This window comes from Orrella marina, assembly GCF_003058465.1.
In the GTDB taxonomy this organism is placed as follows: domain Bacteria; phylum Pseudomonadota; class Gammaproteobacteria; order Burkholderiales; family Burkholderiaceae_B; genus Algicoccus; species Algicoccus marinus.
The window spans coordinates 1,630,794-1,654,568 of sequence record NZ_CP028901.1 but is presented as its reverse complement, the minus strand read 5'-3'; the positions used below and the strand labels follow the sequence as shown (position 1 = coordinate 1,654,568).

The 23,775-nt window shown below is 55.9% G+C and carries 21 protein-coding genes and 1 pseudogene; 21 read left to right on the top strand and 1 reads right to left on the bottom strand.

Annotated features, from left to right (window positions below; genetic code table 11):
• Positions 1-133 precede the first annotated feature (133 nt).
• The 11 genes and pseudogenes from DBV39_RS07380 to DBV39_RS07335 all read left to right on the top strand — a co-directional run bounded on the left by DBV39_RS07380 (position 134) and on the right by DBV39_RS07335 (position 14,170).
• The gene (locus DBV39_RS07380) at positions 134-1,675 is read left to right on the top strand and encodes a malonate--CoA ligase (RefSeq protein WP_108620987.1); all 1,542 of its coding nucleotides are present in this window, start codon (positions 134-136) and stop codon (positions 1,673-1,675) included.
• A 31-nt stretch (positions 1,676-1,706) separates the two neighbouring features.
• Complete coding sequence (locus DBV39_RS07375) at positions 1,707-2,300, top strand: DUF4136 domain-containing protein (RefSeq protein WP_108620986.1); 594 nt, start codon at positions 1,707-1,709, stop codon at positions 2,298-2,300.
• A gap of 154 nt (positions 2,301-2,454) precedes the next feature.
• Entirely contained in the window at positions 2,455-3,600 is a 1,146-nt protein-coding gene (locus tag DBV39_RS07370) for an efflux RND transporter periplasmic adaptor subunit (RefSeq protein WP_108620985.1), read from the top strand.
• Positions 3,601-3,621: 21 nt separating this feature from the next.
• Positions 3,622-6,771, top strand: a complete 3,150-nt coding sequence (locus DBV39_RS07365) for an efflux RND transporter permease subunit (protein WP_108620984.1) — start codon at positions 3,622-3,624, stop codon at positions 6,769-6,771.
• Positions 6,737-7,831 (top strand): annotated as a pseudogene (locus tag DBV39_RS07360) (efflux transporter outer membrane subunit); the annotation flags it as partial. The gene DBV39_RS07365 and the pseudogene DBV39_RS07360, both read left to right, overlap by 35 nt.
• Positions 7,832-7,842: 11 nt before the next feature.
• Positions 7,843-8,391, top strand: coding sequence for a TolC family protein (locus tag DBV39_RS20430; protein ID WP_322348753.1), 549 nt, complete (start codon positions 7,843-7,845; stop codon positions 8,389-8,391).
• Positions 8,388-9,149 (top strand): pyridoxine 5'-phosphate synthase, encoded by a 762-nt coding sequence (locus DBV39_RS07355; protein ID WP_108620983.1) that lies wholly within the window; start codon positions 8,388-8,390, stop codon positions 9,147-9,149. Before DBV39_RS20430 ends, DBV39_RS07355 begins: the two co-directional genes overlap by 4 nt.
• A 99-nt stretch (positions 9,150-9,248) precedes the next feature.
• On the top strand, positions 9,249-10,265 hold the full coding sequence (gene nagZ, locus DBV39_RS07350) for a beta-N-acetylhexosaminidase (protein ID WP_108623156.1): 1,017 nt from the start codon (positions 9,249-9,251) through the stop codon (positions 10,263-10,265).
• Positions 10,252-12,090: an excinuclease ABC subunit UvrC gene (gene uvrC, locus DBV39_RS07345; RefSeq protein ID WP_108620982.1), complete on the top strand. Its 1,839-nt coding sequence runs from the start codon at positions 10,252-10,254 to the stop codon at positions 12,088-12,090. The genes nagZ and uvrC overlap by 14 nt, the downstream gene beginning before the upstream one ends.
• Before the next feature lie 67 nt (positions 12,091-12,157).
• Positions 12,158-12,727 (top strand): CDP-diacylglycerol--glycerol-3-phosphate 3-phosphatidyltransferase, encoded by a 570-nt coding sequence (pgsA, locus tag DBV39_RS07340; protein ID WP_108620981.1) that lies wholly within the window; start codon positions 12,158-12,160, stop codon positions 12,725-12,727.
• A 126-nt stretch (positions 12,728-12,853) separates the two neighbouring features.
• A complete protein-coding gene (locus DBV39_RS07335; RefSeq protein WP_227870852.1) occupies positions 12,854-14,170 on the top strand; it encodes an MFS transporter in 1,317 nt (438 codons plus the stop codon).
• Positions 14,171-14,211: 41 nt separating this feature from the next.
• Here DBV39_RS07335 and queF read toward each other — a convergent pair whose 3' ends face one another.
• Positions 14,212-15,069 carry an NADPH-dependent 7-cyano-7-deazaguanine reductase QueF gene (gene queF, locus DBV39_RS07330; RefSeq protein ID WP_108620979.1) on the bottom strand — a complete coding sequence of 286 codons (858 nt, stop codon included), beginning with the start codon at positions 15,067-15,069 and terminating at the stop codon, positions 14,212-14,214.
• Positions 15,070-15,632: 563 nt separating this feature from the next.
• On the opposite strand from queF, the gene aceA reads away from it, so the two are divergent.
• From aceA to DBV39_RS07280, 10 genes are all read left to right on the top strand, one after another.
• A complete protein-coding gene (aceA, locus tag DBV39_RS07325; protein WP_108620978.1) occupies positions 15,633-16,940 on the top strand; it encodes an isocitrate lyase in 1,308 nt (435 codons plus the stop codon).
• Positions 16,941-17,087: 147 nt separating this feature from the next.
• Entirely contained in the window at positions 17,088-18,044 is a 957-nt protein-coding gene (locus DBV39_RS07320; protein WP_108623155.1) for a P-type ATPase, read from the top strand.
• A 6-nt stretch (positions 18,045-18,050) separates the two neighbouring features.
• A complete protein-coding gene (gene ccoS, locus DBV39_RS07315; RefSeq protein WP_108620977.1) occupies positions 18,051-18,224 on the top strand; it encodes a cbb3-type cytochrome oxidase assembly protein CcoS in 174 nt (57 codons plus the stop codon).
• A 116-nt stretch (positions 18,225-18,340) separates the two neighbouring features.
• The gene (gene ccoN, locus DBV39_RS07310; RefSeq protein WP_108620976.1) at positions 18,341-19,810 is read left to right on the top strand and encodes a cytochrome-c oxidase, cbb3-type subunit I; all 1,470 of its coding nucleotides are present in this window, start codon (positions 18,341-18,343) and stop codon (positions 19,808-19,810) included.
• 8 nt (positions 19,811-19,818) lie between these two features.
• Positions 19,819-20,496: a cytochrome-c oxidase, cbb3-type subunit II gene (ccoO, locus tag DBV39_RS07305; protein ID WP_108620975.1), complete on the top strand. Its 678-nt coding sequence runs from the start codon at positions 19,819-19,821 to the stop codon at positions 20,494-20,496.
• A gap of 2 nt (positions 20,497-20,498) precedes the next feature.
• A complete protein-coding gene (locus DBV39_RS07300; protein WP_108620974.1) occupies positions 20,499-20,681 on the top strand; it encodes a cbb3-type cytochrome oxidase subunit 3 in 183 nt (60 codons plus the stop codon).
• Positions 20,678-21,613 (top strand): cytochrome-c oxidase, cbb3-type subunit III, encoded by a 936-nt coding sequence (gene ccoP, locus DBV39_RS07295; protein ID WP_108620973.1) that lies wholly within the window; start codon positions 20,678-20,680, stop codon positions 21,611-21,613. The genes DBV39_RS07300 and ccoP overlap by 4 nt, the downstream gene beginning before the upstream one ends.
• 17 nt (positions 21,614-21,630) lie before the next feature.
• Positions 21,631-23,154: a cytochrome c oxidase accessory protein CcoG gene (ccoG, locus tag DBV39_RS07290; protein ID WP_108620972.1), complete on the top strand. Its 1,524-nt coding sequence runs from the start codon at positions 21,631-21,633 to the stop codon at positions 23,152-23,154.
• A gap of 15 nt (positions 23,155-23,169) precedes the next feature.
• Positions 23,170-23,394, top strand: coding sequence for a FixH family protein (locus DBV39_RS07285; protein ID WP_108620971.1), 225 nt, complete (start codon positions 23,170-23,172; stop codon positions 23,392-23,394).
• A gap of 11 nt (positions 23,395-23,405) precedes the next feature.
• Positions 23,406-23,654 carry a hypothetical protein gene (locus DBV39_RS07280; RefSeq protein WP_108620970.1) on the top strand — a complete coding sequence of 83 codons (249 nt, stop codon included), beginning with the start codon at positions 23,406-23,408 and terminating at the stop codon, positions 23,652-23,654.
• Positions 23,655-23,775 lie beyond the last annotated feature (121 nt).

Here is a 23,775-nt window from a genome sequence, read left to right as displayed (position 1 = left end):
GTCGACGATTGCTGGCGTCACCTCCAGATGGACCGGTCTTTAGTGGCTACTGGGGGGCGGTTTTTATCCGACCGTTATTTCGAATTTCCCGATTTTCTCTGAAAGCCTGAATGCAGATCTGGAGCTCCCTTTTATGGCCAACTTGTATAGCGTCCTCAGTAAACGATTTCTCGAACAGCCCGGGCATATTGCTCTCGACACGGGCGATCAGTGCTGGACTTACCAGCAGCTGCACACGCTCACGGGTCAGATCGCCAGCTGGCTTGCGGCAATGGGTTTGCCTCGTGGATCCAGACTTGCCGCGCAGGTGGAGAAGTCCCCCGAGGCGCTTGCGCTCTATCTGGCAACTTTGCGAGCCGGGTTGACTTATGTTCCACTCAATACTGCGTATCGCCCAGCAGAAATTGAGTACTTTCTGGAGAACTCGGCTCCTGCTGTATTTGTGTGCGATCCTGCCAGCTTTGCGGCCCTTGATCCGCTCGCACGAAACAAAGGGGTGTTTCAAGTCGTGACCCTGGATGCCGCAGGTGCGGGTTCTCTGATGGATGAGTCCGGCAAGCACAGTGCGGATTTTGTGGATGTGGCGACTGAAGACTCGGACCTTGCAGCCATTCTGTACACTTCGGGCACGACAGGGCGAAGTAAAGGGGCCATGCTGAGTCATCGCAACCTGATCGCCAACGCCGAGACGCTGAATGTGTACTGGGGCTGGACCTCCGATGATGTGTTGTTGCACATGCTGCCGATCTTTCACATTCACGGACTGTTTGTTGCATGCCACGGAGCCTTGCTGGCAGGCGCTCGCATGGTCTGGCTGCCTAAGCTCGATGTGGATCAGGCACTGCAGTGGCTACCTGAATGTACATTGATGATGGGCGTGCCTACATATTATGTCCGTTTACTGGCTGACCGACGATTCAATGAATCCATTATTCCAAAAATGAGACTCTTTGTCTCAGGATCGGCACCATTGTTGCTTGAAACGTTTGAATCATTTCAGCGTCAAACGGGTCATACCATCCTTGAGCGATACGGTATGAGCGAGACCGGCATGCTGACATCCAATCCATATCTTTCTGCCGAAGGAGATCGTATCGGTGGCACGGTCGGCAAGGCGTTGCCTGGCGTTCAGGTCCGGGTGGTTGGCGACGACGGGCAGGTGTGCGGTGTGCACGCAGTTGGTCATATCCAGGTCACCGGTCCGAATGTGTTCGCTGGCTACTGGCAAATGCCCGACAAGACCCGCGAGGAGTTTACCGTTGATGGCTGGTTCAGGACGGGAGATATGGGGCGCTGGGGTGGCGAAACGTCCGAAGGACAGCCCATTCCTGACGATTACCTGTCGATTGTGGGGCGAAGCAAGGATCTGATCATCTCTGGCGGTTATAACGTCTATCCCAAGGAAATCGAACTGGTGATAGACGCCATGCAGGGAGTGCTGGAGTCGGCCGTGATTGGTGTGCCTCATCCTGATTTCGGCGAGGCTGTGATGGCTGTTGTGGTCGCGCGCGAGGGCCATGAGCTTGATGACGTGGCCATGATTGCTGATCTGAAGACTCGACTGGCGAACTACAAGATTCCAAAACGGATTTGTCAAGTCCCGGAGTTGCCTAGAAACGCCATGGGAAAGGTTCAGAAAAACATTTTGCGCGAGCGCTTTGCAACTGCATCGTGATAAATTATTCGGGTTAACCAGAGGTGGCAGTATGCGTACGTTTCTAAAGCTAGGTCTGATCCTCTCGATATCCCTGGGCGTGAGTGCGTGCGCATCAGGACCGAGCATTGTCAGTGACTATGATCGGTCAGCTGACTTCGCTTCTTACCGCACCTTCGGTTTCATGAGCACGTTAGGCACTGACCGCGCAGGCTATTCGACACTCGTTACGGAGCGATTGAAGACGGCGACCCGGTTGCAGATGGAGCAGAAAGGGTACGTCTATGATCCGGCGGACCCGAACTTGCTGTTGAACTTTCAGGTACAGGTGCGTGAGCGTACGGAGTACGTGCCCCCACCTCCCATGCCGTGGGGGCCTAACTACTATGGATACCGGATGGGATGGTACGGACCCTGGCCTGGTTACGATTTTGGTCCGGACTTGATTCAGTACACGGAGGGTGTGCTGAACATTGACCTGATTGATGCGCGCAAGAAGCAGATGGTCTGGGAGGGCATCGCAACTGCTGTGCTCGATAATGCGCAGCAGGCCTCTTCGGCTGTGTACATTGATCCGCTGGTTGCGGACATTTTTAGGAAGTACCCGTTTCTCGCGGGTTCCGGAGTGCCAGCTACGCAGAAGTAATGCGGATGCTCTGCTCTGCGGGCTCGGTTGGGCAGTCATTTCTCGGATTTGAGAATGATTGCCGTTTCAAATTGACAGATCTTCCCTGACCGACAGGCTTCGGGGAGAGCTGTTGCTGATTTCAATTTCATACTCGGACAGTTGGATACACTCAATGAGCTCTGCCTCACACAAGGTTATTCGTTTGGTTGCAGTCGGTTCTGTTGCCGTGCTGCTTGCAGCCTGTGAACCCTCACAACAACAAGGGCAACAGCCACCACCGCCACTCGTGAGCACCGTCACGGTTGTCCCTGAAAGAGCGGTCATCACGTCGGACCTGCCTGGGCGGGTCAGCGCAGTCAGGGACGCGGAGGTTCGTGCCCGTGTGACCGGGATCGTTAAACGCGTTCTTTTCAGACAGGGTGGAGACGTCAAGGCGGGTGATTTGCTGTTCGAGATTGACCCGGCACCCTACGAAGCAGCTTATCAGGCAGCTGCGGCAGACCTGGAGAGAGCCCGGGCCGATGCACGGGCAGCGAGTCTGCTGGCCACGCGCTACGAGCCGCTGGTCAAGATCAACGCTGTCAGCCGCCAGGAGTATGACGATGCAGTGGCGCGTTCCCAGCAGACTGAGGCCAATGTGCTGGCAGTCAAGGCAGCGCTTGAGAATGCCCGTATCAACCTGGATTACACGCGTGTAACCGCACCGATTGACGGTCGTATCGGGCAGGCCCTGGTGACTGAAGGCGCTCTGGTGGAAGGGTCGACTGCGACACGTATGGCACTGGTCCAGCAACTCGATCCGGTCTACATCGATGTTCACCAGTCGACCTCTGATCTCTCGAGGTTGCGTCAGGCATTTCGGGATGGGCAGCTTGTGCAAGTCGCAGACGATGCTGCACAAGTCAAGGTGGTCCTTGACGACGGCACCATTTACCCGGAGTCAGCTCGTCTGCTTTTTACCGGGGCGACAGTTGACCCTGGCACCGGTCAGGTCGTCTTGCGCACAGAGGTCGACAATCCCGATGATGTGTTGCTGCCGGGAATGTTTGTCCGGGTCCGGGTGGAGCAAGGTGTGAATGACAGGGCGCTTGCGGTTCCGCCCCAGGCCATTCAGCGTGCTCCCAACGGATTAAGCAATCTGTATGTCGTGCGAGATGGTGCTGCAGTCATGGTGCCAGTCAAGACCGGAAACAATTACGACGGCAAGATCCTGATCACCGAAGGCCTCGAGCCGAATGATGAAGTGGTCGTTGAAGGATTTCAGAAGATCCGTCCGGGTGCGCCCGTTACAACCAAGCCTTGGCAGTCACCTGCCTGAACTGTCTGATACGGTTATCAAATGCCCCTGTTTTTTACTGAACGTCCAATCTTTGCCTGGGTTGTCGCGATCCTGATCACCTTGGTCGGGGTGCTGTCGCTACAGTCCATGCCGGTTTCACAATATCCCGATGTTGCGCCACCTGCCATCGATATTCGTGCCACTTATCCGGGTGCGTCAGCCGAGGAGGTTTCCGAATCGGTCACAAGTATCATCGAGAACGAGCTTAACGGTGCCAAGGGCTTGCTCTACTACGAGTCGGTCAGTGACTCCAACGGCTCGGCGCAGATCACGGCCACCTTTGCCCCTGGAACCAATCCTGATGATGCCCAGGTCGATGTGCAGAACCGGGTTTCGAACGTCATGGCACAATTGCCCGGTGCCGTCTCCCAGCAGGGTGTGCGTTTCGAGCAGACCAGTGCCGGCTTCCTGATGGTGGTGGCGCTGTCTTCGGTGGACGGAACTCAGGACCAGACTGCGCTCGCTGACTACATTACCCGCAACATCCAGAACCCCATCTCCCGGGTTCCTGGTGTCGGGCGATTCCAGCTCTTTGCGGCTCCGCGCGCTATGCGCATCTGGATCGATCCCGACAAGCTTGTCGGACTTGGCGTTAGCACGCAGGAGATCACGGCTGCCCTGCAATCCCAGAATCTGCTGATTCCAGCCGGGGTTCTGGGTGCACCACCCAATCCGGACAGCCAGCGGATCACTGCCAACCTGTCAACCAATGGTCAGCTGACGACTGTTGAGGATTTCGAGAGCGTGATCGTGCGTTCTCGTGGCGGCGGTTCCTCGATCCGGCTCGGTGACGTTGCCAGAGTTGAGGTAGGTGCAGACAACTATCAGTTTGGTGCCCGTTTGAATGCTGCACCAACGGCTGCTTTTGCTGTTGTGCTCGCTCCGGGAGCCAACGCGCTCGAGACAGCTGAGGGGGTTCAGCAGCGCATGGAGGAGCTGGCGGCGTTCTTTCCTGCTGACATTGAGTACACCATTCCCTATAACACCGCGCCTTACGTGGAAGTGTCCATCACCCAGGTGGTTTACACACTGCTTGAAGCGATGGTTCTGGTGTTCCTGGTGATGTACCTGTTTCTGCAGAATGTCCGTTACACCATCATCCCGTCTCTGGTCGTTCCGGTTGCGATGATGGGAGCATTTGCCGTCATGAATATGCTCGGATTCTCGGTTAACGTGCTCACCATGTTCGCCATGGTGCTGGCCATCGGTATTCTTGTGGACGATGCGATCGTGGTAGTCGAGAACGTCGAACGGATCATGGTGGAAGATGGGGTGTCACCGCTGGAGGCGACCAAGAAAGCCATGCCGCAGATCTCGGGAGCGATTGTGGGGATCACGGCAGTGCTGACCGTGGTGTTCCTTCCACTGGCCTTCATGTCGGGCTCCGTGGGTGTGATCTATCAGCAGTTCGCCGTTGCCATGGCGATCTCGATCATGTTCTCCGGGTTCCTTGCGTTGTCTTTTACACCTGCCTTGTGTGCGACCATCCTCAAACCCATTCCGAAAGGCCACCATGAAGAGAAGAAAGGGTTCTTCGGATGGTTCAACCGGGTGTTTACCAGCACGACCCACAAGTACGAGAAAGGAGTCAGTCATCTGGTCCACAGAGGTGGCCGTTATATGGTCATCTATCTGATCCTGGTTGCCGTGATGGGATGGATGTACCTGCGCATGCCAAGTGCCTTCCTGCCCGAGGAGGACCAGGGGTATGTGGTCGTCAATATGGAGCTGCCGTCAGGTTCGTCGTCCAGTCGTACCATGGAAGTGATCAACACGGTCGAGGATTACTTTCTGGATCAGCCTGAGACGCAGAACATCGTTGCAATCCGGGGATTCAGTTTCAACGGTAATGGCTTGAACGCGGCGCTCGCGTTTGTTCCACTTAAAGATTTTACGGAACGCACTGGACCTGGGCAATCCGCCCAGGCCATTGCCGGCAAGGCGACGGGTTATCTGATCAGTACTATCCCGGATGCGCTGGTGTTCTCTGTGATTCCTCCCGCAATTTCATCTCTGGGTAATTCCAGTGGTTTCGAACTGCGTCTCCAGGATCGCGGCGGCATGGGGTACGACGCACTGATGGCTGGTGCAAACGAGTTGCTTGCCAAGGCTGCACAGAATCCGGTGCTTTCCCAAGTCCGGATCACGGGTCTTGCTCCTGGACCCAAACTTGAGGTTCGCATCGACCGCGAAAGGCTCGCAGCGCAGGGCGTTGAGTTCTCTGAAGCGGCAGGTGTGCTGTCGGCGGCAATCGGGGGGCAGTATCTGGGCAAGTTCCCGAACATGGGACGCATGCAGAATGTCTGGGTGCAGGCTGAGGCTGATTTCAGGATGAACGTCGAGGATCTGCTCAAGCTTAATGCCCGTAACAAGGATGGCCAGATGGTGCCGCTGTCTTCGTTTGTCGAGACCTCGTGGACCCAGGGACCCACTCAGGTCGTGCGTTACAACAGCTATGACTCGGTTCGTATCAGCGGAGCGGCCGCGCCAGGGTATTCATCCGGTGATGCGATGCAGGCAATGCAGGCGCTGATCGGGGAGTTGCCCGGTGGGTTTGGTTTTGAATGGACTGGTCTGTCCTATCAGGAAGTCCAGGCAGGTTCGCAAGCGCCGATTCTGATGGGGCTGGCGATTCTGGTCGTGTTCCTGGTTCTGTCAGCGCTTTACGAGAGCTGGGCGATACCCTTGTCGGTGCTGCTCATCGTGCCGCTGGGCATGCTTGGTGCGGTCGGACTCGTAACGGCGCTGGGCATGAACAACGATGTTTACTTCCAGGTTGGTATGGTGACCGTGATCGGGCTTGCAGCCAAGAACGCGATTCTGATTGTGGAGTTTGCCAAGGATCTTTACGGTCGCGGCATGGGACTTTACGAGGCAACGATTGAGGCGGCGCGTCTACGGTTTCGTCCGATTCTGATGACGTCATTTGCCTTCATTCTTGGCGTGGTTCCGCTCACCCTGTCCAGCGGTGCTGGTGCGGCCAGCCAGAAAGCGGTGGGTTTTGGGGTGCTTGGCGGTATGCTGGCTGCCACGCCTTTCTCGGTCATTTTTGTACCAGTATTCTTCGTTGTCGTGTTGCGGTTCTTCAAGACAAAGGTCAAGTTGTTTGACAAACATGGCACGACTGCTGCAGGAGGCAAGCATGAATAAGCGAACATTGCCCCGGGCATTCGTACTGTCCGCGCTCTCGCTGGCGCTGGCTGCGTGCAGCATGGCTCCGAAGTACGAACAGCCGGATTCGACAGTTCCTTCCATGTACGGTCAGCAGTTTCGGACCAGCTACGATGCAAGAACTGGCGGGTTTACCGAGCAGGCCGTTGATGCCGCAAGCTTTGGGGTCGACTCGGTGGAGAATGCACAGACGCCATGGCAAGACTTTTTCAAGGATCCGCAACTCATTGCGCTGATCGAGCTGGCGCTTGCAGGAAACCGGAATCTGCAGATTGCAGTCTCCCGGATGGAGCAGGCCGAGGCGGTCTGGGGCATTCAGCGGGGGCAGATGTTTCCGCAACTGGGTGGCGCGTTTTCTGGATCCCGTCAGGCAACACCGAGTCCAGCCAGCCCCACTGGAAGCAACGTGATCTCGAGTCAGTACAGTGCTGGAATTGCTGTCACTGCATTCGAGCTTGACCTGTTTGGTCGCTTGCGCAATCTGTCAGAAGCCGCTTATCAGCAGTTCCTGGCTTCGGCAGAGGGTGCGCGCGCGGTCCAGATTGCGCTGGTGGCGGACACTGCCGTGCAGTATTACCGGTACCGGATGGCACAGGTGATGCATGAACTCACCAGCGAGACCTACAAGACCCGCAAGCGGACTTACGACCTTGTGAACGCCCGGTTCAGAAGCGGCGTTGCATCAGAGCGTGATGCTGTACAGGCTAAGGCCCTGGTCGATGCGTCTGCTGCCGATATGGCGCGTTTTACGCGTGAAAGGGAGCAGGCGCGCAATGCGCTGGCCATCCTGACAGGTCAGCCTCTGCCTGCGAACCTGCCCGATTCTTTGCCGTTTGCGGCGATTGATCAAGTCAGGGACATCCCGGTAGGGCTGCCTTCGGAGTTGCTGGAGCGTCGTCCGGACATCAGGGCAGCCGAGAATGTGCTCATGGCAGCCAATGCCAACATTGGGGCGGCACGAGCCGCGTTCTTTCCGAACATCAGCCTGACAGGAAGCGTGGGCACAGCGAGCACGTCACTTGGCGACCTGTTCAGCAGTGGAACAGGTGCATGGGCGTTCACACCATCCGTATCGCTGCCGATCTTCAGTGGGGGGCCCTGCAGGCCAGTCTCGAACAGGCCAGTGCAGCTCAGCGCGAAGCTGTTGCCACTTACCAGCAGAGTGTTGAGCAGGCGTTCAGGGAGGTGTCTGACGCGCTTGCCGGCGAAGCGACGTTCTCGTCTCAACTGGATGCACGTAGCGCTCAAAGCAAGTCCGCGCAGCGTTACTATGATCTGAGCAACGCCAGATTCTTTAATGGGATCGACAGCTTTCTTGACGTCCAGGTGGCGCAGGTCGAATTGTTCAATTCGCGTCTGCAGGAAGTTCAGACTGGATTTGAGCTGCTTGCCAACAGGGTGAATTTGTATAAAGCGCTCGGTGGCGGCTGGGACGAGTCAGTGCCAGGTGCGACTTTGATTCAGTCACCTTACACGCGCGGGAACGGTGCAAGTGAGTCTCTTGAGCATAGATCTGCGGGGGATCAAGGCGAAACAGCTGAAACTGTGGTAGAAACCATTGTTTTGACAACTGAAGAACCGGTACCCTCCAAAAAATGATTGACTTGGGTGTGAACATCGATCACGTGGCCACTTTGCGACAGCAGCGGCACACGACTTACCCTGATCCGATCAGGGCCGCGTTGCTGGCCGAACAGGCTGGCGCAGACCTCATCACGCTACATTTGAGGGAGGATCGGCGTCATATTCAGGATGCTGATGTCTGGGCATTACGTCCTCAGTTGATGACGAGGATGAACCTTGAGTGTGCGGTCACGCAGGAGATGCTCGATATCGCACTCAAAGTCAAGCCAGATGATGTGTGTCTCGTCCCGGAAAAGCGCACTGAACTCACGACTGAAGGTGGGCTGGATGTCGTAGGCGGGTTTGCTGCGGTGGCAGATGCTGTATCTCGCCTGCATGATGCATCCATCCGGGTGTCTCTGTTTGTTGACCCGGAGCCTGCCCAGATTGAGGCGGCGGCACGTGCCGGGGCTCGGGTGATCGAGCTGCACACAGGTGCGTACGCAGAGGCGAAGCAAGCTGTGCAAATCCAGGCCGAGATCGAGCGGCTCAAGATCGCGGTTGCGCACGCCAAGACGCATGGTATGCGGGTCAATGCCGGTCATGGGTTGCATTACAGTAATGTGCAGCCGATTGCTGCGCTCGATGGGATTGCGGAGTTGAATATCGGTCACGCCATTGTGGCTCAAGCCATTTTTTCGGGGTGGCAAGAGGCGGTACGCGAGATGAAGGGTTTGATGGTGCAGGGACGACTTGCTGGATTGCGTGATGAGTCCTTCACGCTGGGAGCCTGAACATTGAGCAAGTCTGATCAAAAGTCCCCCGGCAAAACAGGGTTCAAGGCACTGTTCAAGTCTGGTTTCAAGCCAGTGCGACTGGCTCGTGGCCCTGTCATGCTGGATATTGAAGGCCCCAGCCTCACCGTGCAGGATATCAGGCGGTTGCAGCACCCGGTGGTGGGCGGTGTGATCCTGTTTACGAGACACTTCGAGAGCCGTGAGCAACTGACGCGTCTGACCCGACAGATTCACCGGCTTCGCAAACCCAGGCTGCTGATTGCAGTCGACCACGAAGGTGGGCGTGTTCAGCGGTTCAGAGAGGACGGCTTCACGCAACTGCCCAGCATGGCTCGCCTCGGTCAGATCTGGATGAGAGATCCGATGCGCGCCATGTCGCTTGCGACCAGTGTGGGTCTGGTCCTGGCCGCAGAGCTTCGTGCTTGCGGTGTTGATCTCAGTTTTACCCCGGTGCTTGATCTTGATTATGGCGTGAGCAGCGTAATTGGAGACCGGTCGTTTCACCGGGACCCCAGAGTAGTTTCAATGCTTGCGCGCGCACTGGTCCAGGGCATGTCCATGATGGGCATGGGTGCCTGCGGTAAGCACTTTCCGGGTCACGGTGCTGTCAGTGCGGATTCGCACCATGAGATTCCTGTCGATCAGCGGAGCCTGACTCGAATCCTCAAAGAGGATGGCGCACCCTACGAGTGGCTCGGTGACATGGTGATACCGGCCGTGATGCCCGCTCACGTGATTTATCCCAAGGTTGATCGGTTGCCTGCAGGATTCTCGCCGAAGTGGATTCGCGAGATTCTGAGGGGTCGCATGGGTTACGACGGCGTTGTGTTCTCGGATGATTTGACAATGGAAGGTGCCGCTGTGGCGGGTGACATTGTCGACCGTGCCAAGGCGGCGCTTGAGGCTGGTTGTGATATGGTGCTTGTATGTAACCACCTGGATATGGCAGATCAGTTACTTGAGAGTCTGGTTCACACCAGCGATGTAGCGAGTCAGGCTCGCATCAGGCGCCTCATGCCCAGTGGCAAGGCAGTGCGCTGGCCTGCACTCGTGACCATGCCGATCTACCAGCGTGCACTTGAGCAGGTGCGCAGTATCAATGAGTCAGTCTGAGCCCGTCTTTGACGTCAAGTCGTTTCTGGCTAGTCTGCCGCATTTGCCGGGTGTGTACCGCCACATTGATGAGCAGGGCCAGGTCCTGTATGTTGGCAAGGCAAGAGATCTCAAGAAGCGGGTCAGTTCCTACTTTCAGAAGACCGGTCACAGTCCCCGGATTGCACACATGGTTGCCCGGGTTGCCCGGGTAGATGTCACGGTCACACCGTCAGAGGCCGAGGCGCTGCTGCTTGAGAACAATCTTATCAAGCAACTCAAGCCACGCTATAACATTCTCTTTCGTGACGACAAGTCGTATCCATACCTCTGGCTGAGTGGGCACGATGCGCCGAGGATGGCCTACTACCGCGGATCGACGCAGCGTCCGGGACAGTTCTTCGGGCCGTATCCTAATGCCTGGGCAGTGCGCGAAACCATGCAGATCCTGCAAAGAGTGTTCCGGCTGCGCACCTGCGAAGATACGGTGTACGCCAATCGCTCAAGGCCGTGCCTTCTTTATCAGATCCAGCGTTGTTCGGGACCCTGTGTCGGGCATATTTCCATAGAGGATTACCAGCAGGATGTTCACCAGGCAAGCCAGTTTCTGAAGGGGAACACCCACGAGATCCTGGAAGACATCGAGCAGCGTATGAATGAGGCCGCTCAGGCTCTCGAGTTTGAGCAGGCCGCGCAGCTGCGTGATCAGATGTCCGCATTGTCGCGTGTTCTTCAGCAGCAGACGATGGAAGATGTGGATGGCAGTGATACCGATGTCGTGGCAGTCACGCTGCAGTCTGGCAAGGCCTGTGTCAACCTGGCTATGATTCGTTCGGGACGTCACCTCGGTGACCGGGCATTCTTTCCTACACATGTCGACGGGGACAGTGAGGCGGATGTTCTGGAGGCTTTTCTGGTGCAGCACTATCTGGAACAGCCAATACCGGCTGTCGTCACAGTAAGCCCGCCACCCAATGATCCGGACATTATCAGACTATTGGCCAGCGCTCGCGGAACGCGCGCCAAGCTGCTTGTCCGTCCGCAAGGAATGCGTCGAGCCTGGCTGGATCAGGCGATTCAAAACGCGCAACTGGCGCTCTCGCGAGCTTTGACTGAAGGCGGGGCACGCCATGCTCGAACGCTCGCGCTGGCTCAGCAACTGAGTCTTGAAACGGACGAGCAGTCGCTTCAGCAGTTGCGAGTCGAGTGTTTTGATATCAGTCATACCGCAGGTGAAGCCACCCAGGCCTCATGCGTGGTATTTCAGAATCACGAGATGCAGCCTTCACTATATCGACGCTACAACATTGTGGGTATCACGCCTGGAGATGATTACGCAGCCATGCGTCAGGTGCTGACGCGTCGCTATGGAAAGGTAGCCGATGGACAGTCCTTGCTGCCGGATCTGGTCCTGATTGACGGCGGCAAAGGGCAGGTAGAGGTTGCACGGCAGGTTTTCGAGGAATATGGCCTGGATGTTTCAGTTTTAGTGGGTGTAGCCAAGGGCGAGAACCGCAAGACCGGTCTTGAAACACTGGTGTTTGCGGATGGGCGTCAATCGCTGGTTCTCGGGCAGATGTCGGCTGCACTGATGCTGATTGCGCAGATTCGGGATGAGGCTCACCGGTTTGCGATTACCGGCATGCGTGCAAAACGATCCAGGGCCCGGCAGACATCGCGCCTGGAAGACATCGAGGGCGTTGGCGCCAGGCGTCGCCAGAAGCTGCTGGCCAGGTTTGGTGGTTTGCGGGGAGTGGGAGACGCCAGTGTGGAGCAACTTGCCTGCGTTGATGGCATCTCGCTGGAGCTTGCCCGGCGGATCTATGACGCTTTTCATAACGGTTGACGCCTCGCGATCCTGTCTCGAGCGGTGCGTCAATTAAGGATCAATTTCGGTTAGCATAGACAACATCATGCCTTTCAATATTCCCATCGCCCTGACCTGGCTTCGCATTGCGATCATTCCGTTGTTCGTGGGGCTGTTCTATGTTCCGGAAATCTTGTTGCCGACCGCATTGCGCGATGCGATTGCAGCCTGGATGTTTGTCATTGCCGCGTTGACCGACTGGCTAGACGGCTGGCTTGCAAGACGCTGGAATCAGACTTCATCGTTTGGTGCATTTCTTGACCCGGTGGCCGACAAGTTGATGGTTAGTGCAGCATTGCTGGTGCTACTGAATCTGGATCGTGTTGACAGCCTGATTGCACTGGTGATTATCGGGCGAGAGATCGCGATTTCTGCACTCAGGGAGTGGATGGCGAAGATTGGAGCAAGCGGGAGTGTGGCCGTTCACTGGCTTGGCAAGTTCAAGACGGCAGCGCAGATGATTGCGATTCCCTGTCTGTTGCATCACGAAGACTGGTTCGATCTGCCAGCCCAGTTGATCGGGCAGATCCTGATCGTGGTGGCAGCCTTGTTGACTGTCTGGTCGATGTTCTACTATCTCAAAAAAGCATGGCCTGAGATACGGGCCAGGACCTGAGAGGGTGTACTCGCGCCCGGGCTGATTGACCTTGTCACGATCGAGATGACACTGTAATAAAGGGCAACACCTCATCAGGCCAGCTCTCAACTATTACTACTAAGTGCTACCTGTTAGGAGATAGGCATGGCGCAAACTGCCGGGCTGGATTCGTCTATGCTTCCAGGGCGACCTGAGCAAGGCGACTGGACAACCATTGGTCTGGTAGGGGCTGCGCATGCCAGTTCACATTTTTTTCAACTGGTGATTCCCAGTCTGTTTGTGCCACTCGGGCAGGCGTTTGCGCTTGATTTTGTGCAGCTCGGATTTCTGATGACACTGTTCTTTGTGGTGTCTGGATTCGGGCAGGCAGCCAGCGGATTTGTTGTGGACCGGATCGGTGCGCGACCCGTGCTGTGGTTTGGTGTAGCCTGTTTTCTGGTGGCTGCTCTGGTTCTCTATGCTGCAACGGGGTATGGAACGTTGATGCTCGCTGCATTGATTGGTGGGATAGGTAATGCCGTCTTTCATCCCGCAGATTTCTCCATCCTGAACCACCGCGTTCAGCCCAGTCGTCTCGGGCATGCGTTCAGCATTCATAATGTCACCGGCACGCTGGGATGGGCGCTCTCTCCGGTTTTTGTTGTGGGTCTCACAGCGCTGTTTGGCTGGCGCAGCGCTGCACTGGCGGTCGCATTACTGATGGCGTTGGTGCTGGTGCTGATTGTGCTAGGACGTGAGTCGCTTGAGGTGCCAGGAACACGAGAATTGAACCGGCGTGCATCGGAAGGTGAAAAGAGCAGCGAAGTGTTTGGCGATGTGCGTGATGAGGAGCACAGGTTGAAGTCGCCCGGCGTGCTGGCTACGCTGCGTCAGTTGCTTGCTTCTCCCGCACTGTGGGGGGCGTTTCTGTTTTTCTGCTGCGCCACAGTTGCCCTGTCTGCAGTTCAAAATTACACCATTCCGCTGATGGGTAGTCTGTATGGCATGGCGGCTGTCGCAGCGGGTTCGGTCATCACGGCGTACATGGTCGGCCAGATTGTCGGCATGCTGGCAGGTGGTTTTCTGGTCAATGCAACGCCGCGCACCGAGTTGGTGGTGCTGGCATCATTGCTACTGTCTGCCACCATGTTCGTGTTGCTTGCCTCCGGTGTGGTGCCTGGCTATATGGCCATGTTCATCATGTCCATGGCCGGGTTTTTCTCTGGTGCTTCGGCACCGTCGCGCGACATGATGGTTCGTAAGGTGACGCCCAAGCGTTCGGTGGGTTCAGTCTACGGGCTTGTGTATTCCGGAATGGATGTGGGGTCCGCTCTGGGACCGTTGATGTTCGGTATCGTGATGGACTGGGGATGGGAGAGGGGGCCCTGGATGGGGGCGGCCCTGGCGTTTGTTGTCGGTGCAATGCTGGCAGCGCATATCGGGCGCTATAGCAGGATGAGCCCGAGTGCCGCCACAGCCTGACAGCCTCGTCGGAAGTGGCTGGGCAGGCTCGCTGCAATCATTTATTGTTGAGCGCTTCGACTTGTGACTGGTTCCGGGAGCCCTTGGGTTGCACGCCATGGATTGATGTCCATTCCTCCGCGACGGGTGTAGCGAGCGTAGACACTCAGACGCTGTGGCTGACAGCGTTGCATCAGGTCACAAAATATCTGTTCGACACATTGTTCGTGAAATCCTTCGTGTTGACGATACGAGACGATGTATCGCAGCAGCGCCTCGTGGTCGATCGCCGCACCTTCGTACTCGATATGCACACTGGCCCAGTCGGGCTGTCCGGTGACTGGACAATTCGATTTTAATAGTCTGGAAAAAACACTCTCAGATACGATTCGTTCCGGATCGCATGCTAGCAGGTCCGGATCCGGCTGGTAGTGGCCGATCTCGATGGCCTGGTCATCGAGGCAGCCTTCAAGTGGTTCGCTGATCACTTCGCTCGCAAACTCTTGCGGTGTCACTACTTGAACCTTCACTTCTGCACCAACCCGGGAGGAGAGGTCAGACTTGATCCGCTTCTTAACGGATTCAATGTCGTCCATTCTTTCATTGTTCAGACTGTTCAGATACAGCTTGAACGACTTGGACTCGATGATGTGGGTACTGGTGCAAGGCACCCATGCCTTGAGTATGCCAATCTTTGGTAGTCCTCGAGGGTCGAACCAGGACAGTTCATATCCGCGCCACATGTCCCAACCGGTGAAGGCAATCTGTGCCTCGGGATTCTGCGTCAGTCCTGCGAGCAGCGCCCTGCCTAGCGATCGACTGATCGGAAGCAGCAGGTCGGGATCATATCGGGTTGGATATGCCACTTCCTTGCCCAAAGCGATGGTGGGGTGGTGGATTTCTAGCGTGTGAGTAGACATGCGCGCAATTGTAAGACGGAATGATGGGACTTCATTGCAGACGGGTTGTGTATCGAGCAAGGGCACCAGGCATGATTGTCCATCAATCGCGTACGGGTTCACTGGGCGCTATCTTGATGACCTTGTCTGCAATAGCCTGCCTGGATCGATAGTGCTCTGTCGACCGTTGTTTGCAGTGACTCAATTTTCATAATGTGAAACATAGGGTGCATCTTGTGAAATTTGATTGTGCAATGCCAGAATGGTTCATTTCATAACTGAGAATTGTATTTCATAATGCAAAATAAAAAATATAACAAATTGATAAATAACAATAAAAAAATATATCTTATATAAGACAAAAGACCTGGTTGCAACGCAGCATAGGAATAAACTGTTTACAACAGCAAACGAACTTTGTTCTCTGTTCTACCAAGCAGATGGTAGATGCACCGGGAGGTCCAGACGCAGTAGCCCGGCAGTTGGGGCGGGATGATGCGGTCCAGAGAGTGAGTTCAGTTTGACCAGTACCAGGGTTTCCAGTTTTTGTTTTCTTACTTTGTTTACAGACAGGAGTCATCATCATGAGCAACCGCGAAGCAGCTATCCGTGCCCTTCAAAAAGACTGGGCAGAAAACCCCCGCTGGCAAGGTATCCGGCGCGACTACAGTGCCGAGGAAGTCATCCGCCTGCGCGGTTCGGTTGCTGTCGAACACACCCTTGCCCGCCAAGGCTCCGAGAAGCTCTGGAAGCTGCTCAATGAAGAGCCCTTCATCAACACCTTGGGCGCACTGACTGGCAACCAGGCCATGCAGCAGATCAAGGCCGGTCTCAAAGCCATCTATCTGTCCGGCTGGCAGGTTGCGGGTGACGCCAACCTGGCGGGTGACATGTATCCCGACCAGTCTCTGTATCCAGCCAACTCGGTACCTCAGGTTGTTCGTCGCATCAACAACGCCTTGTTGCGTAGCGACCAGATCCAGTGGATGGAAGGCAAGAATCCGGGGGATGACGGATACGTGGATTTTCTGGCACCGATCATTGCTGATGCCGAAGCCGGATTTGGCGGCGTGCTCAACGCTTACGAATTGATGAAGGCAATGATTGACGCCGGTGCAAGTGGCGTTCACTTCGAGGACCAGTTGGCCTCCGTCAAAAAGTGTGGACACATGGGCGGCAAGGTTCTGGTTCCAACCCGCGAAGCCGTGAGCAAGCTTGTTGCTGCCCGACTGGCTGCTGACGTGGCAGGTACTCCGACCATTGTGTTGGCACGTACGGATGCAGACGCGGCCGATCTGGTTACCAGTGACGTTGACGAGAACGATCATCCGTTCCTGACCGGTGAGCGCACTGTCGAAGGGTTCTTCCGGACACGTGCCGGCATCGAGCAGGGCATCAGCCGGGGTCTGGCCTACGCGCCCTATGCAGATTTGATCTGGTGTGAGACTGCAACGCCCAATCTGGAATATGCTCGCAAGTTTGCAGAAGCCATTCACCGCCAGTTCCCTGGCAAGTTACTTGCTTACAACTGTTCGCCGTCGTTCAACTGGAAGAAGAACCTGGATGACGCAACAATCTCCAAGTTCCAGCGCGAACTCGGTGCAATGGGATACAAGTTCCAGTTCATCACGCTGGCTGGATTCCATTCGCTTAACTACGGCATGTTCGACCTGGCCTACGGTTATGCTCGTAACCACATGAGTGCTTTTGTTGAACTGCAGCAGAAGGAGTTTGCAGCAGCTGACCGTGGCTTCACTGCGGTCAAGCACCAGCGCGAAGTGGGTACCGGATACTTTGATGCCGTGACTCAGACCATTGAAGGGGGCCAGGCGTCAACTACCGCACTGACGGGCTCTACCGAGGAAGCCCAGTTCGAGGAAAGCCACGCCTGAGCCATGCGCCAGGATGTGTCGACCTTGAAATGAGACTGTCGAGACAGACGCGATTGTTCGTCTGTCACTGACAGCAAAGACCGGCCTGCGGGCCGGTCTTTGATTTACATCAATGCACGTTGCCAGCGACAGAACTATTATCGCGGCATGGCAAAATCTATCCTCGCATTCAACCGAACTCTCACGCCAGAAGAAACGCGCGCGCGTCGTCGTTCGCTGGTGCGTCTCGGGCTGGCCTGGCTTGCCATGATGCAGGTCATGATGTTTGCGTTGCCCGGCTACCTTCGCCGGGACTCCTACGGTCACGACAACCTTGAAGTGCTGGACTGGGCGATCACGCTCATGAACTGGATCAGTCTGGTCATGACGATTCCTGTGATCCTGTATGCGGCCTGGCCCGTCTGGAAGGGAACGCTCAAAGCGATCCGCACCTTGCACGTCACAATGGACGTTCCTGTTTCCATTAGCATGATCGCGGCCTTCGTGCCGAGCGTATACGCCACCATTTCAGGACATGGTGAAGTCTATTTTGATTCTGTGACGATGTTTGTCGCTTTTCTGCTGACGGCGCGCTTTTTTGAAGAACGGGCCAGAATGTCGGTGGACAATGCGCGTTTTGCGCGCGAGATGGATGCCTTGCGCACGCCCCTGATGGCACGCGCCGACAAAGTTGCCATGTGGTTCATCGTAGTTCAACTGGCCATTGCAGGTCTGGTTGCGCTGTATTGGTGGATGGTTGAGCCTGTATTCGCGATTCCCGTGATGGTTTCTCTGCTGGTCATGAGTTGCCCATGTGCACTGGCGCTCGCAGCCCCGTCTTCACTGGCAGCTACCAACTCTACCCTTGCAGCTTGTCCAGAACTGAATCCTGAGCAGTCACGTGCGCTGTTTGCGAAAACACGTCGTATCACCTCACAGAATCTCTACGGATCGCTTGTTTTTCACCTGATCACGACGCCGTTAGCTGCTGTGGGGCTGGTGACTCCGTGGCTGGCTGCGCTGGCAATGTTTGTTTCATCGGTTGCTGTCGCAGCCAATGCATGGCGCCTTTATCGCATACCGGCTACTCGTCCATCGCGTTCTGCGCCCGCGATGGCTGGGTAAGGGATCATGGAAATCCTCTATCTGTTATTGCCGGTTTCATTGCTGTTCGTTTTGATGATCGCCGCAGTACTGTGGTGGGCTGTGTTCTCTGGCCAGTATGACGACCCTGAACAGAGTGGTCATGCCATTCTGGATGACGACGACACCCCGGGGCAGGAAAACGACAGTCGGCGTGATTGATCGGTTTGCAGGCTGCCAAAGCGGATTCGGTTGAGGAATATCAAGGCATCTCGACAAAATAGGTGGCATCATGCTATCCGTAACATTTTGTATCACCACGTTTAAGGAAACTCACCATGGCTAGTTTGCCCACAGCAACTGCCGAGTCCTTCAACTACAAGGTCGTCAGGCAATTTGCCATCATGACCGTAGTCTGGGGGATTGTCGGAATGCTCGTAGGGGTCCTGATTGCTGCTCAGCTTCTGTGGCCCTCGCTCAACTTTGACATTCCCTGGCTGACGTATGGCCGTCTTCGTCCACTGCACACCAACGCTGTGATTTTTGCGTTTGGGGGCAGTGCGCTCTTTGCGACCTCTTATTACGTGGTACAGCGTACCTGTCAGGTTCGCCTGTTCAGTGACAAGCTCGCCGCCTTCACCTTCTGGGGCTGGCAAGCCGTGATCGTGGCTGCCGCGATTTCACTGCCAATGGGGTTTACCTCGTCCAAAGAGTATGCCGAACTCGAATGGCCGATCGACATCCTGATTACCGTGGTCTGGGTGGCGTATGCATTCGTTTTCTTTGGCACCATTGTCAAGCGTCGGGTCAAGCACATTTATGTGGCCAACTGGTTCTTTGGTTCGTACATCCTGACGATCGCGATGCTCCACGTGGTGAACAACCTGGAACTGCCGGTTTACTTCATGAAGTCGTACTCGCTGTATGCCGGCGTGCATGACGCCATGGTGCAGTGGTGGTACGGACACAATGCGGTGGGATTCTTTCTGACCACCAGCTTTCTGGGCATGATGTATTACTTCATTCCCAAGCAGGCTGGCCGTCCGATTTATTCGTATCGCCTTTCCATCGTCCATTTCTGGGCGCTTGCCTTCACCTACATGTGGGCAGGTCCGCACCACTTGATTTACACCTCGCTGCCTGACTGGACCCAGTCTCTTGGTATGGTGTTCTCACTGATTCTGCTTGCACCGTCATGGGGTGGCATGATTAACGGCATCATGACACTGTCAGGTGCCTGGTACAAACTGCGTACGGATCCGATTCTGAAATTCATGGTGGTGTCGCTGTCGTTCTATGGCATGTCGACTTTTGAAGGCTCCATGATGTCTATCCGCACCGTGAATGCCCTGTCGCACTATACGGACTGGACCATTGGTCACGTGCACTCTGGTGCACTGGGCTGGGTTGCCATGATCACCTTCGGCTCGCTTTACTACCTGATTCCGCGCCTGTGGGGCAAGGACAAGATGTGGAGCACCCGTCTGATTGAGGTTCACTTCTGGATCGCAACCATCGGTGTAGTTCTGTATATCGCGTCAATGTGGATTGCCGGCGTGATGCAGGGTCTGATGTGGCGTGCAACCGAACTGGATGGAACACTCACCTACAGCTTCGTCGAATCAGTAAAAGCAACCTATCCGTTCTACGCGATTCGTCTGGCCGGTGGCACGCTCTACCTGGCTGGTGTGTTCTTGATGGCCTACAACGTATTCAAAACTGTCGTAGGTGAGAAAGCGATCAATCCGCCGGTTCCAACCCAGACGGCGGATCCAATCCGCCCGGCGGCGTCGCTGGCCAAAGCTTGAGGTGAACAATGAGTGATCAGAAAACTCCTTTCTTTTCTCACGAGACGCTCGAGAAGAATATCGGCTGGATGATTATCGCGAGCTTCACCGTAGTGGTGTTCGCGGGTCTGGTTCAGATCGTTCCGCTGTTCTTCCAGTACTCGACGACTCAGGCTGCGCCCGGTGTCAAGCCTTATGAGCCGCTCGAGCTCGTCGGGCGTGACATCTACATCCGTGAAGGGTGTGTGGGCTGCCACTCGCAACAGGTTCGCATGTTGCGCGCCGAAGTCCAGCGTTATGGTGATTACTCCATAGCGGGTGAGTCGGTGTACGACCACCCCTTCTTGTGGGGCTCGAAGCGCACTGGTCCGGATCTTGCCCGTATTGGCGGACGCTATTCGGACGAGTGGCATCGCATTCACCTGCGCAATCCTCGTGATGTGGTGCCTGAGTCCAACATGCCGAACTACCCGTGGCTGGCACGCAGGTCGGTTGAGAACATGGATGTCGCACGGCGCATGGAAGTTCTGCGCGTCATGGGTGTGCCGTATTCAGATGAGCAGATCAGTCAGGCGCCTGAAGCGCTCGTAGGCAAGACGGAGGAAGACGCCGTCGTGGCTTATCTGCAAAGTCTGGGTGCAGGTGTGCGGGAAGCCATGCTGCAGCGTCAGGCTGAGGAACGCGCAGCGCAGCAGAAGGCTAACTGACCATGGCGATTCTGAACGCGATAGCGACCATTCTCGCCATGGTCCTGTTCTTTGGAATCGTGTGGTGGGCGTTTTCTGCCCGTCGCAAGAAGGACAACGAACAGGCTGCGAATTTGCCTTTTGATCTGCCCGACGAGGCGACCCAGGCAAAACAGACAAAAGACGATGAGGTAAAGAAGCCATGAACGACTTTACGAGTGGATTCTGGGGCATATTCATTGCCGCAGTCACCTTGCTGGGTATTGCCTGGTGTCTGTGGCTGCTGGTTTCACAGAGAAAGTGGCTCAAGATCACCAAGGAAGGTGATGTGGGTGACACCGGTCACGTGTGGGATGGCGACCTGCGTGAGTTGAACAATCCGGTGCCTCGCTGGTGGACCATCATGTACATCCTGATGTGCGTGTTTGGTCTGGGCTATCTGTTTCTGTTCCCCGGTCTGGGTAGTTACTCCGGTGTGCTCGGTTACACGACTGAGCAGGAACTTGAACAGCGATCCCAGGCTTATGCCGAGTCTGTCCGTCCGACTTACGCCAAGTTTGACGGCATCTCGGTCGAGCAGCTTGCAAAGAATCCGGAAGCCCAGCAAATTGGTCAACGCCTGTTTCTGAACTACTGTGCGCAGTGCCACGGATCGGATGCGCGGGGCAGTGCAAGCTTCCCGAATCTGGTTGACGGCGACTCACTCTACCCGCGCACGCCAGAAGCGATTACGGAGACAATCTCCAAGGGTCGCAACGGCATCATGCCTTCGTTTAACGGTGTGATTGATGGCGCAACCGCAACCGACATCGCCCAGTATGTGCGCTCGCTCTCTGGACTGGCTCATAACCAGCTGGCAGCCATTCGTGGCAAGAGAGCCTTTGACACAAACTGCGTGGCCTGCCACGGGGTTGACGGCAAGGGTAATAAGATGCTCGGTGCACCCAATCTGACTGATGGTGTCTGGCTTTATGGTAGTTCCGAGCGCAGGATTGTGGAGGCCATCATGAACGGCCTGAATAACCGGATGCCCGCTCAGGAAGCCATTCTGTCACCCGAGCAGATCCGCATGTTGACCGCCTGGGTCTGGGGACTGACGCACCGTGATGGTGCGGCAGTTGTCAGCACCGCACAGTAAGCTGGAGTCAGAAGCGTATGTCCACGTCAGGTCAACCCGAGCACCCGGCTCCTCAGGCAGAATCCGAGCAGCCGCCGCCATGGCGGCCCCCGGGCGCCAAGAAAGTGCGCCCCGGCTCGGAGTCGCTTGAGGAAACGCTCAGGGATGTTCGCCGCAAGATTTATCCGCGATCGGTAACCGGATGGTTTGCGCAGTGGCGGATTGTTCTGGTTGTTCTGACACAGTTACTGTATTACGGTCTGCCCTGGTTGCAGTGGAACGACCGCCAGGCAGTCCTGTTTGATCTTGGGGCGCGTAAGTTCTACATCTTCGGCATGGTTCTTTGGCCACAGGATGTGATCTATCTGACCTTGTTGTTGATCATCTCGGCGCTCGCACTCTTTCTCTTCACAGCAGTCGCTGGCCGGCTCTTCTGTGGGTATGCCTGTCCGCAGACCGTATATACCGAGATTTTCATGTGGATCGAACGCAAGGTGGAGGGCGATCGCGTTGCCCGGATCCGCCTTGACGAGTCGCCCCTGGGTGTCAGGAAATTACGTATCAAGGCCACCAAACACCTGCTCTGGATTGTGGTGGCGTTCTGGACGGGTTTTACATTTATCGGATACTTTGCACCGATCCGTTCGCTTGGGGCGGATCTGGTCGCGCTGTCGCTCGGTCCCTGGCAGTGGTTCTGGCTGTTTTTCTACAGCTTCGCGACTTGGGGCAATGCGGGATTTCTGCGTGAGCAGGTCTGCAAGTACATGTGTCCGTACGCAAGATTTCAGAGTGTCATGGTGGACCATGACACCTATGTGGTTACCTACGATCACAAGCGGGGAGAGCCCCGTGGTGCGCGCTCGCGCAAAGTCGACCACAAGGCTGCGGGCCTGGGCGACTGCGTGGATTGCAGCATATGCGTGCAGGTCTGTCCGACCGGCATCGATATTCGCAAGGGTTTGCAGTACATGTGCATCGGTTGCGGAGCCTGTATCGACGCCTGTAACCAGGTGATGGAAAAGGTCGATTATCCGAAAGGGCTGATTCGCTACACGAGTGAGCGGGGGATCGAAGAGGGAATGAGCGACCAACAGGTGCGAAAGCGCTTGTTCAGGCCGCGTATCCTGATTTACTCCACGCTGATGATTATCATTATTGCCGTGTTTTTTGGATCGCTGGCGACCCGTACGACTTTACGTGTCGATGTGATTCGTGACCGGGGTTCACTTGGGCGAGAGGTTCCAGGTGGACTGATCGAGAACGTTTATCGACTTCAAATTCTGAATTCGTCTGAATCTCCGCTGGTACTTGACATATCTGCCGTTGGTCTGCCCGACATGACTGTGGGGGTCGGGCGCGGTGGAGAGGGGCCAGCGCAAGGGATCGAAGTGCCTGCGGCAGCCAACTATCTATTGCCGGTCGTTGTTCAGACTCCCTACGATAGCCAGGTTGAGCCAGGCTCGTATCCGATCGAGTTTGTGACCACGTCTCGCTTAGCTGATGGCTCCAGCGATGCGGTCACCGAAGTACGTGAAGCCTCGAGTTTCATCTTTCCCAGATAATAGAAGGAGACCACAATGACCGATCGTGACAACCGTGCCCCGACACCCTGGTATCGTGAGCGGTGGCCATGGCTGTTGATGCTTGGCCCTGCAGTCGCCATCGTCGGATGTGCGATCACGATCACGCTGGCGCTTCAGAACTTCTCTGATCAGCCTATCTATGATGGTGGCGTCAAGCGAGGATTGCTGGTCGAGAAACCCTCGAACAAGAGTCCTTCCTCCTCTGCGATCGCTGAATAAGGAGTGCGTCCATGAACGCTCGCTCCATCATGCTGATTCTCTGGCCCTCCTTTCTGCTGGCCGGAGTTGGCAGTGCGGTTGTATTTGCTTTTATCGATCCGCTTGATGTGGCCATATTTGGTCATATCCGTCCCTCGCGGGAGTGGCTATATGCCATGGGATTTTTTGCCTTCTGGGGGATGACAGCGCTGTCGAGTCTGCTTACGGTGCTGATGTTGCCGGACAAGTCAGCGCAGACGGATTCCGACATTGATTTCTGATGTTTGTGCAAGGCCTTTCAATGATGCGTCAGTGACACTCATTGTCTATTGACCGATGTTTTGCGGGTGCAAGTCCCGCTGCATCCCAGGGCCGCAATGCGGGCATACGATGCAGCGCGAT